This is a genomic window from Roseateles sp. GW823-FHT07B05 (assembly GCF_058794515.1).
The window spans coordinates 44,841-59,263 of the sequence record NZ_JBXAGX010000009.1 but is presented as its reverse complement, the minus strand read 5'-3'; the positions used below and the strand labels follow the sequence as shown (position 1 = coordinate 59,263).

General features: G+C 69.7%; 12 protein-coding genes. 9 read left to right on the top strand and 3 right to left on the bottom strand.

The features are described 5' to 3' along the window. Positions 1-42 precede the first annotated feature (42 nt). The 5 genes from AC1Q7O_RS18920 (at position 43) to bchE (ending at position 5,990) form a co-directional block, all read left to right on the top strand. On the top strand, positions 43-336 hold the full coding sequence (locus AC1Q7O_RS18920) for a hypothetical protein (protein WP_492657542.1): 294 nt from the start codon (positions 43-45) through the stop codon (positions 334-336). Positions 337-377: 41 nt separating this feature from the next. Beyond that, positions 378-1,391, top strand: coding sequence for a homoserine kinase (locus AC1Q7O_RS18915; RefSeq protein WP_492657543.1), 1,014 nt, complete (start codon positions 378-380; stop codon positions 1,389-1,391). Then, the gene (locus tag AC1Q7O_RS18910; protein ID WP_492657544.1) at positions 1,388-2,209 is read left to right on the top strand and encodes a BPSS1780 family membrane protein; all 822 of its coding nucleotides are present in this window, start codon (positions 1,388-1,390) and stop codon (positions 2,207-2,209) included. Before AC1Q7O_RS18915 ends, AC1Q7O_RS18910 begins: the two co-directional genes overlap by 4 nt. Positions 2,210-2,287: 78 nt before the next feature. Further along, on the top strand, positions 2,288-4,246 hold the full coding sequence (locus AC1Q7O_RS18905; RefSeq protein WP_492657545.1) for a PhoX family protein: 1,959 nt from the start codon (positions 2,288-2,290) through the stop codon (positions 4,244-4,246). Between the two features lie 199 nt (positions 4,247-4,445). Next, positions 4,446-5,990 (top strand): magnesium-protoporphyrin IX monomethyl ester anaerobic oxidative cyclase, encoded by a 1,545-nt coding sequence (gene bchE, locus AC1Q7O_RS18900; RefSeq protein ID WP_492657546.1) that lies wholly within the window; start codon positions 4,446-4,448, stop codon positions 5,988-5,990. Positions 5,991-6,155: 165 nt separating this feature from the next. Here the strand turns inward: bchE and AC1Q7O_RS18895 are convergent, their stop codons facing one another. After that, positions 6,156-6,578: a PaaI family thioesterase gene (locus AC1Q7O_RS18895; RefSeq protein ID WP_492657547.1), complete on the bottom strand. Its 423-nt coding sequence runs from the start codon at positions 6,576-6,578 to the stop codon at positions 6,156-6,158. Positions 6,579-6,588: 10 nt separating this feature from the next. Beyond that, positions 6,589-8,964 carry a UvrD-helicase domain-containing protein gene (locus AC1Q7O_RS18890; protein ID WP_492657548.1) on the bottom strand — a complete coding sequence of 792 codons (2,376 nt, stop codon included), beginning with the start codon at positions 8,962-8,964 and terminating at the stop codon, positions 6,589-6,591. 113 nt (positions 8,965-9,077) lie between these two features. On the opposite strand from AC1Q7O_RS18890, the gene AC1Q7O_RS18885 reads away from it, so the two are divergent. Beyond that, entirely contained in the window at positions 9,078-9,824 is a 747-nt protein-coding gene (locus tag AC1Q7O_RS18885) for a DUF481 domain-containing protein (RefSeq protein ID WP_492657549.1), read from the top strand. A 16-nt stretch (positions 9,825-9,840) separates the two neighbouring features. On the opposite strand, the gene AC1Q7O_RS18880 is transcribed toward AC1Q7O_RS18885, so the two are convergent. Next, complete coding sequence (locus AC1Q7O_RS18880; RefSeq protein ID WP_492657550.1) at positions 9,841-10,107, bottom strand: hypothetical protein; 267 nt, start codon at positions 10,105-10,107, stop codon at positions 9,841-9,843. A 140-nt stretch (positions 10,108-10,247) separates the two neighbouring features. On the opposite strand from AC1Q7O_RS18880, the gene AC1Q7O_RS18875 reads away from it, so the two are divergent. The 3 genes from AC1Q7O_RS18875 to AC1Q7O_RS18865 all read left to right on the top strand — a co-directional run bounded on the left by AC1Q7O_RS18875 (position 10,248) and on the right by AC1Q7O_RS18865 (position 14,359). Next, the gene (locus tag AC1Q7O_RS18875; RefSeq protein WP_492657551.1) at positions 10,248-11,336 is read left to right on the top strand and encodes an alpha/beta hydrolase; all 1,089 of its coding nucleotides are present in this window, start codon (positions 10,248-10,250) and stop codon (positions 11,334-11,336) included. 99 nt (positions 11,337-11,435) lie between these two features. Then, positions 11,436-11,981 (top strand): GNAT family N-acetyltransferase, encoded by a 546-nt coding sequence (locus AC1Q7O_RS18870; protein ID WP_492657552.1) that lies wholly within the window; start codon positions 11,436-11,438, stop codon positions 11,979-11,981. Positions 11,982-12,085: 104 nt separating this feature from the next. Beyond that, on the top strand, positions 12,086-14,359 hold the full coding sequence (locus tag AC1Q7O_RS18865) for a putative bifunctional diguanylate cyclase/phosphodiesterase (protein WP_492657553.1): 2,274 nt from the start codon (positions 12,086-12,088) through the stop codon (positions 14,357-14,359). Positions 14,360-14,423 lie beyond the last annotated feature (64 nt).

Sequence of the window (14,423 nt, the reverse complement as noted above, 5' to 3'; positions counted from 1 at the left end):
GGGCGGAGATTCTCGGGCAGCCGGCCACCTAGAATCGACAGCATGTTGTGCCGCACCGCCCTCCTCCTGCTCGCCGCCGTGGCGACGAGCGCCGTCGCCGACCCGCCGCCCGAGCCGAAGGTCGAGAAGACCGTGGCCGAGGACGACCAGGTCCGCATCGAGGAACTCAAGGTGCGCGGCGAGACCAAGAAGGTCACGGTGAAGAACAAGCTCACCAACGCGCCGGACTACGAGATCGTCGTCAACGACGCAGGCCGCGAGTCGGCCGGCGGCAGCGGCACCGGCCTGAGCAAGAGCGGCTCCGGCACGCGGGTCTGGCGCGTCCTCAAATTCTGATTGCCCGCGGCGCCCACCGCCGCAGCCCAGCCCCCCACGTCATGGCCGTTTTCACCGAAGTCAGCCCCGCGCAGGCCCAAGCCCTGCTGGACCACCTCCACCTGGGGCAGCTCAACTCGCTGCGCGGCATCGGTGCCGGTATCGAGAACACCAACTACTTCGTCGACTGCACCGGCGACGACGGCCACCTGCACCGCTACGTGCTGACGCTGTTCGAGCGCCTCACCGCCGAGCAGTTGCCGTTCTACCTGCGGCTGATGCAGCACCTGGCCCAGCGCGGCGTGCCGGTGCCCGAGCCGCATGCCGACGCGACCGGCGAGATCCTGTTCGAGGTGGCGGACAAGCCGGCGGCCATCGTCGACCGGCTGCACGGCGGCCACCAGATGGCTCCGGACGCCTTCCACTGCCAGCAAGTGGGCGCCACGCTGGCGCAGATGCACCTGGCCGGGCGTGACTACTCGCTGCATCAGCCCAACCTGCGCGGCCTCGCCTGGTGGCAGCAGGTGGTGCCGCAGCTGCTGCCGTTCCTGAGCGCCGATGAGCGCGCGCTGCTGACCAGCGAGCTGGCCTACCAGCAGCAACTGGCCGCGTCGGCCGGCTATGCCGAGCTGACGCAACACCAGTCGGGCCCCATCCACGCGGACCTGTTCCGCGACAACGTCATGTTCGAGCCCGGCGAGGGCCCGGGCCGCGAGCGGCTGACCGGCTTCTTCGACTTCTACTTCGCCGGCTGCGACACCTGGCTGTTCGACCTGGCCGTGTGCCTGAACGACTGGTGCATCGACCTGGCCGACGGCCGCCTCATCACCGAGCGCGCCGCCGTCTTCGTGGCCGCGTACGAGAGCGTGCGGCCGCTGTCCGGCACCGAGCACCGGCTGCTGCCCGCGCTGCTGCGTGCGGCGGCGCTGCGCTTCTGGGTGTCGCGCCTGTACGACCTGCACCTGCCGCGCGAGGCCTCGCTGCTGAAGGCGCACGACCCGCGCCACTTTGAGCGCGTGCTGCGCGAGCGCATCAGCAAGCCCTGGCATGCCATGCCGCTGGAGAGTCTTGAATGACGATGCAGTTGCACCTGCAGCAGGTACCGGCCGCCAACGGCCGGCTGTGGATACGCCACGGCTTTCGTGTCTTCCGGCGCCAGCCGCTGGCCTTCGTGGGCCTGATGGGCCTGGCGCTGCTGGCGTCCATGCTGCTGACGGCGCTGCCGCTGGTGGGTCCGCTGCTGGGGCTGATGGCCATCCCGATCTGCTCGTTGGGCTTCATGCTGGCCACACACCTGGTGCTGCAGAAAAAGATGCCCACCGCAGCCGTCTTCGTCGCGCCGTTGCGGCTGACGCCCGAGCGCCGCAACCGCCAGCTGGTGCTGGGCGCCAGCTTCGCGGTGCTGGCGCTGCTCATCCTGATGGCCGCCAACGCCATCGACGGCGAGGCCACGCAGGCCGTGCTGGACCTGATGGCCAGGAAGGGCTCCGCCGAGGAGTTCGCCAAGGTGGCGGAAGACTCGCGCATCGTCTGGGGTGCGCTGCTGCGCTTCGGCGGGCTGGCGCTGCTGTCGGTGCCCTACTGGCACGCGCCGGCACTCATCCACTGGGGTGGCCAGAGCGTGGGCCAGGCACTGTTTTCCAGCACGCTGGCGCTGTGGCGCAACAAGGCCGCCTTTGCGCTGAACGGGCTGCTGTGGGTGGCGGCGTTCCTGGTGCTGTCCATGGCCATCACGATGGTGTTCACGGTGCTGGGCCTGCTGCAGGCGGCGCCGGTGGTCATGCTGGTGGTCGGCATGCTGGCCTGGGCCGTGTTCTACGCGTCGCTGTACTTCAGCTTCGTCGACTGCTTCATGTTCGGCGCGCCGCAGGACCTGCTCGACAGCCAGACCTGATCCTCGGGTTTTAACGAGGCTGACATGCAAAAAGCCTAGATTGCCGCGCTTTACACAGCCGGGCAGTCTGCCGCTTTCATGTCGCGATCCAATGTTCTCCAACGCCGCCAAGCCCTGAAGTTCCTGGGCGCCCCGCTCATGCTGCCGCTTGGCGGCTCGGCCATGGGCAGCCTGCTGACCGCCTGCGGCGGCGGCACCAGCGGCCCCACGCCCAGCATGACCGGTGCCAGCTTCACCGGCATGGCCGCCCCGTCGCTGGCGACGCCGGCCGACATGGCCAAGACGCTCGTGGCCTCCACGCTGAGCGTCAAGTACACCGACAACAGCACGCAGGACTACGCGCTGGCCTACCAGCCCTTCTTCACGACCGGTGACCTCGTGCCGGACGGCAAGGGCGGCACCATCCTCGCGGGCGGCTATGTCGACTTCGCCGGCAAGCCCATCGTCGACGCCACCGTCGCCGGCAAGGAGCGCCAGTTCTTCAGCGACTCGCCGGACGGCACCTCGCTGCTGAAACTGCCCAGCGCCACCGTCACCGGCGTGAAGGGCAACGCCGTGTTCGCTGTCGTGCAGTTCGAGTACACGACCTGGGCGCAGGACGGCAAGACCGACATGTACGGCAAGCTGCCCTCCCCCATCGCCGTGCTGACGCTGGACCAGGACCCCGCCACCGGCAAGCTCACGCTCGTGAAGTACCACAACGTGGACACCGCACCCGCGATGGGCCTGTGGATCACCTGCGGCTCCAGCCTGTCGCCGTGGGACACGCACCTGTCCAGCGAAGAGTACGAGCCCGACGCATTCACCGTCTCGACGAACGCGCAGTTCAAGGCCTACAGCAAGAACCTGTTCGGCGACGAGACCAAGGCCAACGTCTACCACTACGGCCACCTGCCCGAAGTGACCGTCAACCCCGACGGCACCGGCACCATCAAGAAGCACTACTGCCTGGGCCGCATCTCGCACGAGCTGATCCAGGTGCTGCCCGACCAGCGCACCGCCATCATGGGCGACGACGCGACCAACGGCGGCTTCTTCATGTTCGTGGCCGACAAGGCCAAGGACCTGTCGTCCGGCACGCTGTACGTTGCCAGGTTCGGCACCGGCTTCTCGCTGGACCCGGCCGCCGCGGGCGCCGCCATCACGTGGATCAAGCTCGGCTCGGCCACCAGCGCCGAGATCAAGACGCTGGCCGACACGCTCAAGCCCACGGACATCATGGACGTGTCCACCACCGACCCGGCGGACGCCACGTTCACGAAGATCTGGTTCAGCGGCAAGCCGCAATGGGTGCGCCTGAAGGCCGGCATGGAGAAGGCCGCCGCGTTCCTGGAGACCCACCGCTACGCCGCACTCAAGGGCGGCTCGATGGCCTTCACGAAGATGGAGGGCACCACCGTCAACGCGCGCGACAAGATCGCCTACTCGGCGCTGCAGAACATGCAGAGCTCGATGGTGAAGGGCAACGCCGCGTACAACGCCGACTACAACATCGGCATCGACAAGGCGCTGAACGCCGGCGGCGTGCTGGCCCACACGCTGAGTGCCGGCCAGAAGGACAGCACCGGCACCGCCATCGACAGCGAGTGGGTGCCGTCGCTGACGAAGACGCTGCTGATCGGCGAAGACCTCGCCACCGCCGACGCCTTGGGCAACCTCGCCAACCCCGACAAGATCGGCGCGCCGGACAACCTGAAGTTCTCCGAGCGCATGCGCACGCTGTTCATCGGCGAGGACAGCAGCTACCACGTCAACAACTTCATCTGGGCCTACAACGTCGATACGAAGACGCTGAGCCGCATCGCCTCCATGCCGTCGGGCGCCGAGGCCACGGGCCTGGGCGTGGTGGACGACCTGAATGGCTGGACCTACATCACCAGCAACTTCCAGCACCCGGGCGACTGGGGCGTGCCGCTGCACAACGTCGTGAAGGCCACGCTGGACCCGCTGGTGCGCGCCAACTACAAGGACCGCTTCGGCGCCCAGGTGGGCTACCTGACGGGCGCAGCCACCGGCATGCGGCTGATGAAGGCGTGACCACCACGGCATGCCGAGCGCCAAGCAGGCGCTGATGCACAAAGGGGCTGCCATCGCAGCCCCTTTTTTTGGCTGCGCCGCCAGCCTGCCGACTTCACACTGACCTCATACGCCCCTCACCGAGGCTGCGCACACTGCCCGCACCGCCACCGGCAGCCCGCGCCCCTCGCGTGCGGGGCCGAGTCGCACCAAGGCTCGCATGAAGGTCGTCCTGATCAACCCGCCGCACACCGCCATCGGCAGCCGCATCCCCGATGACCACCTGCCACCGCTGGGGCTGCTGAGCATCGGCGGGCCGCTGCTGGACGCCGGCTTCACGGTGGAACTGCTCGATGCGGACCTGGACAACCTGCCGCTGGCGCAGATCGTCGATGACGCCGCGCGCCGCCAGCCGGACGTGGTGATGCTGGGCCACTCCGGCTCCAGCTCGGCCCATGCCACCGTGGTGGCGCTGTGCGATGCGCTCAAGCAGCGGCTGCCGCAGGTCATCACCGTCTACGGCGGCGTGCACCCGACCTACCACTGGGACGAGATCCTGGCCGGCTGCCCCGGCATCGACGTCATCGTGCGTGGCGAGGGCGAGCAGACGGCGGTGGACCTGATGCGGGCGCTGCGGGAGCAGCGCGACCTGCGCACGCTGCGCGGCGTGGCCTTCCGCGCGACGCGGCCCGACGGCACAGCCGAGGTCGTCGACACGCCCGCCGCGGTGATGCTCCGCTGCCTGGACGACTACCGCGTCGGCTGGGAGCTGATCGACCATGCCCGCTACACCTACTGGGGCGGCAAGCGTGCGGTGGTCGTGCAGTTCTCGCGCGGCTGCCCCTACCTGTGCAACTACTGCGGCCAGCGCGGGTTCTGGACGCAGTGGCGGCACCGTGACCCGGTCAAGCTGGCGCGGGAGATCGCCCGCCTGCACCGCGAGCACGGCGTGGAGCTGATCAACTTCGCCGACGAGCTGCCCACCGGCTCGCGCAAGATGTGGCGCACCTTCCTGGAAGCGCTGATCGAAGAGAACGTCCCGGTGCTGCTGGTGGGCTCCACCCGCGCCAGCGACATCGTGCGCGACGCTGACATCCTGCACCTCTACCGCCGCGCGGGCGTCATCCGCTTCCTGCTGGGCATCGAGTCGTACAGCGAGAGCACGCTCGCCCACATCCGCAAGGGCGCCAGCATGCACGAGGACCAGCAGGCCATCCAGCTGCTGCGCCGCCACGGCATCCTGTCGATGGCCACCTACGTCGTCGGTTTCGAGGAGGAACGCGACGGCGACCTGTGGCGCTCGCTGCGCCACCTGCTGCGCTACGACCCCGACCAGATCCAGCTGCTTTACGTGACGCCGCATCGCTGGACGCCGTTCTACAAGACCGCCGCGCACCGCCCGGTCATCCAGCTGGACACCCGCCGCTGGGACTACAAGCACCAGGTGCTGGCCACGCGCCACATGCCGCCATGGCGGCTGTTCCTGTGGTTCAAGTCCATGGAGCTGATCCTGCAGCTGCGGCCCCGCGCGCTCTATCGGCTGCTGCTGCACCCGGACCCGGTGCAGCGCCAGTCCATGCGCTGGTACTCCGAGATGGGCCGGCGTGTGTGGCTGCGCGAGGTGGCCGAGTTCATCTTCACGACCGTGCGGCAGCGCCGCGGGCCGACGCTGCAGGAGTTCCTCGGCCCGTCGCTGGAAGACCGCGAGTACGCGCTGTCCAAGGCCGCGCCCGCGCGGCGCACCATCCCGCTGAAGGCCGCATGAGCGCCGCCACGCACTGGCTGGAGGTTGCAGACCGCCGCGGGCTGCTGCCCGTGCAGCAGCTGGGGCCCTACGCCAGCGCCGACCTGGCCGCGCGCGCCCGGCGCGGCGTACTGCGTGTGCTGAATGCCGGCCGCTACACCGTCACGGTGGTCGCGCGGCAGGGCGTCAGCGGTCCCGCGGAATCGAGTACGTGCCCGTGGCGTGCGCCACCGGCTCGTCCTCGCCCTCGGAGTAGATCGCGACCTCGCCCACCGCCAGCGCCTTGCCCAGCTTGAGCAGCCGGCAGCGCGCGACGACGCGCCGGTCCGCCCGCGGCTTGCGCAGGAAGTTGATGGAGAGATTCGTCGTCACCGCCAGCGGCACGATGCCGATGCGCGCCAGGATGGCGATGTACAGCGCCACGTCGGCCAGCGTCATCATGACCGGGCCCGACACCGTGCCGCCCGGCCGCAGCTCCGCCTCGCCGACCGGATGCGCCACGACGACGCTGCCATCCTCGTCCAGCTCCTCCAGCGTGCAGCGGCTCTGCGGGAACTCGGCGGCGAGGAAGGCCGTCAGTTCGGCATGCGTGGGGCGGCTCTCGGGCATTCGTGGTCCTTCAGTCGATGGGGGTCAGCTTGGCGACCGACAGCGCCAGCCACTTGGTGCCGTGCCGGCCGAAGTTGACCTGCGCGCGCGCATCGGCGCCCGTGCCTTCCAGCGTCAGCAGCACGCCTTCGCCGAACTTGGTGTGGAACACGCCCTTGCCCACGCGCAGGCCGCCATGCTCTTCGGACACCTTGGGCTTCATGCTGGCCGGCACCGGCGGCTCCACCCAGGCCGCCTTGGCAACGTTGCCGGCGCCCACCATGCCCTTCAGGCCCGAGCCGCGCTGCCAGGCGTTCTGGTACTCCCGCGCGAAGCCCGAGCCGAAGCCCTGGTTGCGCGGCGTCAGCCACTTCAGGCTCTCCTCGGGCAGCTCGTCGAAGAAGCGGCTCTTGATGTGATACCGCGTCTGTCCGTGCAGCATGCGCGTCTGGCAGAAGCTCAAGGACAGCTTCTTGCGCGCCCGCGTGATGGCGACATACATGAGCCGGCGCTCTTCCTCCAGCCCGTCGTGGTCGGACATCGCGTTCTCGTGCGGGAACAGGCCTTCTTCCAGACCCGTGATGAACACCGCGTCGAACTCCAGGCCCTTGGCGGAGTGCACGGTCATCAGCTGCACGGCGTCCTGGCCAGCCTGCGCCTGGTTGTCGCCGGCTTCCAATGAAGCGTGGGTGAGAAAGGCCACCAGCGGCGACATGATCTCGCCGGTCTCGGCGTCGGGCACCGCGCCGGGCGTGCCGGCGGTTTGAAGGCCGGGTGCCACCTCGTCCACCGGCAGGCCCACGGCGTTCTTGCCGAAGCCCTCTTGCATGACAAAGGCCTCGGCCGCGTTGACCAGTTCGTCCAGGTTCTCCAGCCGCTCGGCGCCGTCCTTGTCGGTGCGGTAGAAGTCCAGCAGGCCGGAGGTCTGCAGCACCTGCTCGATGATCTCGCGCAGCGTCATGCCCTGCGTGAGGTTGCGCGTGGAGTCGATCAGGTTGGTGAACGCGACAAGGTTGGCGCCGCCCTTGCCGGTGATCGCGCCCACGCTCTGGTAGAGGCTTCGGCCCGTGGCCTTCGCGGCGTCCTGCAGGTTCTCCAGCGTCTTGGCGCCAATGCCGCGCGTCGGGAAGTTCACGACGCGCAGGAAGCTGGTGTCGTCGTTGGCGTTCTCCAGCAGGCGCAGGTAGGCCAGCGCATGCTTCACCTCGGCGCGCTCGAAGAAGCGCAGGCCGCCGTACACGCGGTACGGGATGCCCGAGTTGAACAGCGCCGACTCGATGACCCGCGACTGCGCGTTGCTGCGGTACAGCACGGCGATCTCCTTGCGGTCCAGCCCGCTGCGGTGCAGTTGCTGCACCTCCTCGATGAGCCACTGCGCCTCGGCGAAGTCGCTGGGCGCCTCCTGCACGCGGATGGGGTCGCCCTGACCGGCGTCGGTGCGCAGCGTCTTGCCCAGGCGCTGGCTGTTGCGGCTGATCAGTTCGTTGGCCGCGTCCAGGATGTGGCCGAAGCTGCGGTAGTTCTGCTCCAGCTTGATCACCTTCTTCACGCGGTACTCGCGCTCGAAGTCGGCCATGTTGCCCACGCGCGCGCCGCGAAAGGCATAGATGCTCTGGTCGTCGTCGCCCACCGCGAGCAGGCTCTGGCCAGCGTCACGTCCCGGTGGCGCGAACATCTTCAGCCACGCGTACTGCAGCTTGTTGGTGTCCTGGAACTCGTCGACAAGGATGTGGCGGAAGCGGTTCTGGTAATGCTCGCGCACGGCCGGGTTGTCGCGCAACAGCTCGTAGCTGCGCAGCATCAGCTCGGCGAAGTCGACGACGCCTTCGCGCTGGCACTGGTCCTCGTAGTTGGCGTAGATCTCGACGAGCTTCTTCGTCTGCTCGTCATGCGGCAACACGTCGCCCGGGCGCTGGCCGTCTTCCTTGCAGCCGGCGATGAACCAGCCGACCTGCTTCGGGACAAACCGCTCTTCATCGAGCTTCATCGCCTTGATGACGCGCTTGACGGCCGACGTCGTGTCGCTGGCGTCCAGGATCTGGAAGGCCTGCGGCAGGTGGGCCAGCTTCCAGTGGGCACGCAGGAAGCGGTTGCACAGCCCGTGGAAGGTGCCGATCCACATGCCGCGCACGTTGAACGGCAGCATCGTGGACAGACGCGTCAGCATCTCCTTGGCGGCCTTGTTCGTGAAGGTCACGGCCATCACGCCGCCGGGGCTCACCTGGCCGGTCTGCAGCAGCCAGGCGATGCGGGTGGTCAGCACGCGCGTCTTGCCGGAGCCCGCCCCGGCCAGGATCAGCGCCGGCTCGGGTGCCGCGGTGACGGCGGCCAGCTGCTCGGGGTTGAGGTTCTTGAGGAGGGGGCTGGAAGCAGCGCCGGCCGCCTGGCCGACAGGGAAAGAAGTCATGCCGGCATTCTAGGGAACGCCCCCGGGCGGCCCCGCTGGCGCGCCCGGCGGGCCTCGCCCTGCCCCTGGTGATACTGCTGGCGATACTGCTGGTTTTCCCTGCCTGCTTTCCGATGCACCGCCTCTCCCCCGCGCATGCCGCGCTCGCCGCCCTCGCCCTCTCGTTCGCCGCGCCGGCCGCGCTGGCCCAGGACACCCCGGACGGCCGCTGGCACGGCGGCCTCAGCCTGGCCGGCGCCTTTGCCAGCGGCAACAGCAGCAGCCGCACGCTGGCCGCCAATGCCGATGCCAGCGCCGCGACGGCCGACGACAAGATCAGCCTCTACGGCGTGGCCAACTACGGCCGCAACAAGGTCGGCGGCGTCACCAGCACCACGGCCAACCTGCTGCGCCTGGGCGGCCGCTACGACTTCAACCTCGGCCCGCAGTGGTTCTCCTTCGGTGCCGCCGAGGGCGAGACCAACAAGGCCGGCGGCGTGCGCGACCGCTACAACCTGACCGGCGGCGTGGGCTACCACCTCGTGAAGAACGACACCCACAGCTGGGACGTCTTCGGCGGTCTGGGTTACACGGCCACCCACTTCACCGACGGCAACACGGCCAACGGCGTGCAGGTGCTGCTGGGTGAGGAGTCCAGCCACAAGCTCAGCGAGACCACGACGCTGAAGCAGCGCTTCGTCTACTACCCGGACGGCGGCGAACTGGGCGACCGCGCCACCTTCGACGCCGGCCTGGCCACGACGATCAGCGGCGGCTGGACGCTCAACGTCGGCCTGGCCAGCCGCTACGCCGACCGCGTGCCCGTGGGCACCAAGAAGACCGACAACCTGCTGACCGTGGGCTTCGGCTACAAGTTCTGAACGCCCCAATGCCAGATCAACGCCGGCGCACCTTGCCGGCCCGCCCCGCCTTGCTCCACTCGTAGGCCTCGCCGTCGGGCGTGCGGCCACCCTCCACGGCCGACACGCCGGGCCGGCCCACGCTGCCGTCCAGCTCGGTCGAGATGCTGACGTGCCGGTGCCCTGCCCGGCGCCGCTCCTCGGCGCAGGCCAGCGCCTGCGTCAGCTCGCCGCTGCCGAAGCACTCGCACACCGGCAGGGCCGCGTCGCCCTCGCCGTCCAGCCAATACACCACGATGCCCACGGCGTCTCCATCAAATGAATGAGATGGCCGCAGCTTGCGGCCGCGCGCCTGTCGGGTCTGGCGCCACGGCCGCGTTGTAGCAGAGGAGGCGGACGCGGCCGGCCCGGCTGCGCGGCCTCATCCACCCAGGAGCCTCCGCCATGACCGCCTACAGCTACATGATCACGAACCGCCGCTACCCCACGGCGATCATCGACCCGCAGTCGCCGCTCGATGGCAACACGCTGTGGTGGTACGTCGCCACCGCCCAGGCCAACGATCCGGACTACCAGGACTACCAGTCGCTGACCTCCGACGCCCAGGCCAGCGCGCCGCCCAAGTTCGTCCAGGCCGTCGTCACGGAGCTGCAGAACCAGGACTCGGCCACGCCCAGCCTGACGCTGTTCATCCACGGGTTGAACACCAACTGGAGCAATGCCGTCCGCGACACCGCCACGCTGGGCGCCAACCTCGCCAAGGCTAGCTACGGTGGCCTGGTCATCGGCTTCAGCTGGCCCAGCATGGGCGAGCTGGATCTCATCGAGTACGCCGACAGCTTCCCCCAGCCGGCCCAGAGCGGCACGGCGCGCGGCAACGTCATGTGCAGCCTGGCCAGCTTCGGCAGCCTCATCGCCTTCACGCAGCAGGTGGCGACGCAGGTACCGGACCTGCAGCTCAACGTCGTCTGCCATTCCGAGGGCAACTACATGCTGATGAACGGCCTGGCCGCCAACAGCGGCGCCGGCATCACCGAGACCATCATGCTGGCCGCCGACATCAACAACGGTGCGTTCCAGACACCCGCCAGCGACCTGACCGGCAGCGCTGCCGCCATCGCGGCGCAGTCCTCGCGCGTCACGGTGTACTACAGCAGCAACGACAACACGCTGGCGCTGTCCGAGGGCTCGTTCTCCGCGGAACTCAGCTTCCCGCTGTCCATGGACACCGGGGCGTATCACAACCCCGCCTTCTTCGGCCGGCTGGGCCTGGCCGGGCCCAGCTACGACCAGGGGCCGCAGGCGCCCAACATGGTCAGCGTCGACTGCTCGGCGGTGGTCAACCAGGTCTACGTGGGGCAGCTGTCGCCCTCCGTCTACCCGGCCGGTACCGAACTGCACAGCGCCTACCTCTACATCCCGCAGGTCATCCAGGACATCGCCGCGACGCTGACCGGCACCGCGCCCGGCTCGGTCGCCCACCGCACGCCGCTGCTGAACGCGGGCCAGTACTTCATGAGTGCCGAGACGTGACGTTGGCCGCATGATGGCGGCCATGCGACACACCACCGATGCGCCGGCCGGCGGCGCCTTACAGAGCCTCCACACGCGCCGCATCGGCGTGCTGGTGCCATGACCCGCAGCCAGGCGCTGCCGGCACCCGACGCCGCGGCCCCGGTTGAATTGCGCGCGCCGCGGGCGGGCGACCTGGGCTGGATCGTCGAGCGCCATGGCGCCACCTATGCCGCCGAACTCGGGCTGGACCAGCGCTTCGAGGCGCTGGTGGCGCGCATCTGCGCGGACTTCGTCGACCGCTTCCAGCCCGGCCGCGAGGCCTGCTGGATCGCCGCGCGCGGCGCCGAGCGGCTGGGCTGCGTGATGCTGGTGCAGGCCCGCGAGGAAGCCACCGACGCGCCCCGCCCCGGTGTCGCCAAGCTGCGCCTGCTGCTGCTGGAGCCCCACGCCCGCGGCCTCGGGCTGGGCAGGCGGCTGGTGCGCCAGTGCAGCGACTTCGCCCGCCAGGCGGGCTACGAGCGCATCGTGCTGTGGACGCAGAGCGGGCTGGCCGCAGCACGTGCGATCTACGCTGCCGAGGGCTACCAGCTCGTGCACAGCGCGGCCGGCCACGGCTTTGGGATTGACGTCGTCAACGAGACCTGGGAGCTAACACTGCGCTAGCTCGCCCCGCGGCGCACCAGGCTTGTGCACTGCGCCCCATTCCCAGGATTCCCGGGCCGTTGGGTGGGCGGAACGCTGGCATGCGACTTGCGCAGTCCCGCCCCATGACCAGCCCCCAGGGATACCGCGCACCACCCCATGCCCTCCCGGAAGACCTGCCGCGGCCTGCCCTGCCGGCTGGCCTGCAGGCGCTGGAGCGCGCCGCCGGCTTCGGCCAGTGGTGGTACGACCCGCTGACCGGCCACAGCCTGCTGTCGCCCGTGGCGGCCGAGTACCTGGAGATGCCCGGCGAGGCGGCTGACAGCCTCTACGCCTGCTTCGGCCATGTCGTCGAGGACGACATCCCCGAGCTGCGGCGGCTGTGGACCGGCGCGCCGCTGCAGCGCCCGCTGGACATCCGCGTCATCGGCCTGGGGCGCGGCATGCGCTGGCTGCGCGTGACGCCGCTGCCGCCCGACCCGGCTCGGCCGCGCTGGCGCCACGGCCTGTTGCAGGACATCACCGACCTGACCCACGCCGCCGTGCGCGAGCGCCTGGGCTACGCGCTGACGGAGTACCTCGTCGGCACGCACACGTTGCCGGACGCCATCGCCAACGTCATCCAGCTCATCTGCCGCAACCTCGGCTGGGAGTGGGGCGCCTACTGGCGCATGGAGGACGACGCCGACGCCGGCAACGGCCAGCTGCGCTGCCGGCATTTCTGGCACCCGCCGGACCGCGACCTTGAGCAGTTCAGCGCCGTCAGCGCGGGGCTGGGCATGTCACCCGGCGAGGGGCTGGTGGGCCGCGTGTGGGCCACCGGCCAGGCCGAATGGGTGGAGGACATGAGCACCGACGCGCGCTTCCTGCGCCGCGGCAGCGCGCAGATGTGCGGGCTGTGGTCGGGCTATGTGTTCCCGGTCACCTACGCGTCCGACGACGGCGAGCAGCACCGCCCCGGCGTGCTGGAGTTCTACAGCAGCCTGGCCCGCCAGCCCGACGCGCAGCTGCCCAAGGTGTCCACCACCATCGGCGCGCTGATCGCGCAGACGGCGCAGCGGCTGGAAACCGAGACCGTCATCCGCCGCCTGGCGCAGGTCGACGAGATGACCGAGCTGGACAACCGCGGCTACTTCTACGCGCAGCTGAACCGCCACTGCGCGCTCAGCCAGCGCCAGGGCGGGCGCTTCGCGCTGATGTTCATCGACCTGGACCGCTTCAAGCCCATCAACGACGCCTTCGGCCACGAGGCCGGCAACGCCGTGCTGCAGGGCTTCGCGCGCCGGCTGCAGGCGCTGGCCCCGCCGCCGGCCCGCGTCGGGCGGCTGGGCGGCGACGAGTTCGCCGTGCTGCTGCCCGACAGCGGCGACGACGAGGCGCTGGCCGCGCTGGTGGACGGCGTGCTGGCAGCCGCCAGCCGCCCCTTCGTCTACGAGAACGTGGCGCTGAACGTGTCGGCCAGCGTCGGCGTCAGCCGCTTCCCCGAGAACGGCCTGACCGGCCCCGAGCTGCTGCGCAGCGCCGACGCGGCCATGTACCGCGTCAAGCAGAACGGCCGCAACGGCTGCAACGTGTTCTCCACCAGCAGCCCCGACACGCTGGCCGAGCAGCGTGCCAAGCTGGCCCGCCACCTGGCCATCGAAACCGAGCTGCACGAGGCGCTGGTGAGCGGCCAGCTGCGGCTGGTGTACCAGCCCATCGTCGACATCGCCAGCGGCGCGCTGCACGGCGTGGAGGCGCTGATCCGCTGGCGCAAGCCCGACGGCAGCGTCGTGCCGCCCGACGTCTTCATCCCCATCGCCGAGCAGAGCGACCTCATCATCGACATCGGCCGCTGGGTGCTGGGCCAGGCGCTGCGCGACCTCGCGTCGCTGCAGGGCGGCGCGCTCGCAGGGCTGAAGATCCACGTCAACATGGCCGCGTCGGAGTTCACCAGCAGCGCGCTGCCCGAAATGCTGCGCGCCATGTCCGACCGGCTCGCCGTGCCGCCGTCGCAGGTGGTGCTGGAGCTGACCGAGAGCATGCTGATGCGCCAGCCCGAGCAGGTGAAGCGCGTCATGCACCAGCTGCGCGACATCGGCTTCGAGATCTCGCTGGACGACTTCGGCATGGGCCACTCGTCGCTGGCCATGCTCAAGAGCCTGCCCATCAGCTCGCTGAAGATCGACCGCAGCTTCGTGCGCGACCTGCCCAGCGGCGAGCGCGACCGCGCCATCGCCCGCACCATCGTCGACCTGGGCCACCACCTGCAGCTTGAGGTCATCGCCGAGGGCATCGAGAGCGAGGCCCAGCTCGCCGAGCTGAGCGCCTGCGGCTGCCGCTTCGGCCAGGGCTGGCTGCTGGGCCGGCCGCTGCCGCTGGACGGCCTGGTGCAGGCCTTCCCGCTGGGCCGGCGCTGAACGCCCGGGCCGCCGCGCCCTGTAAAGTCGTTCACGCCCCGCCGCAGGCCGTCCGCACCGGATG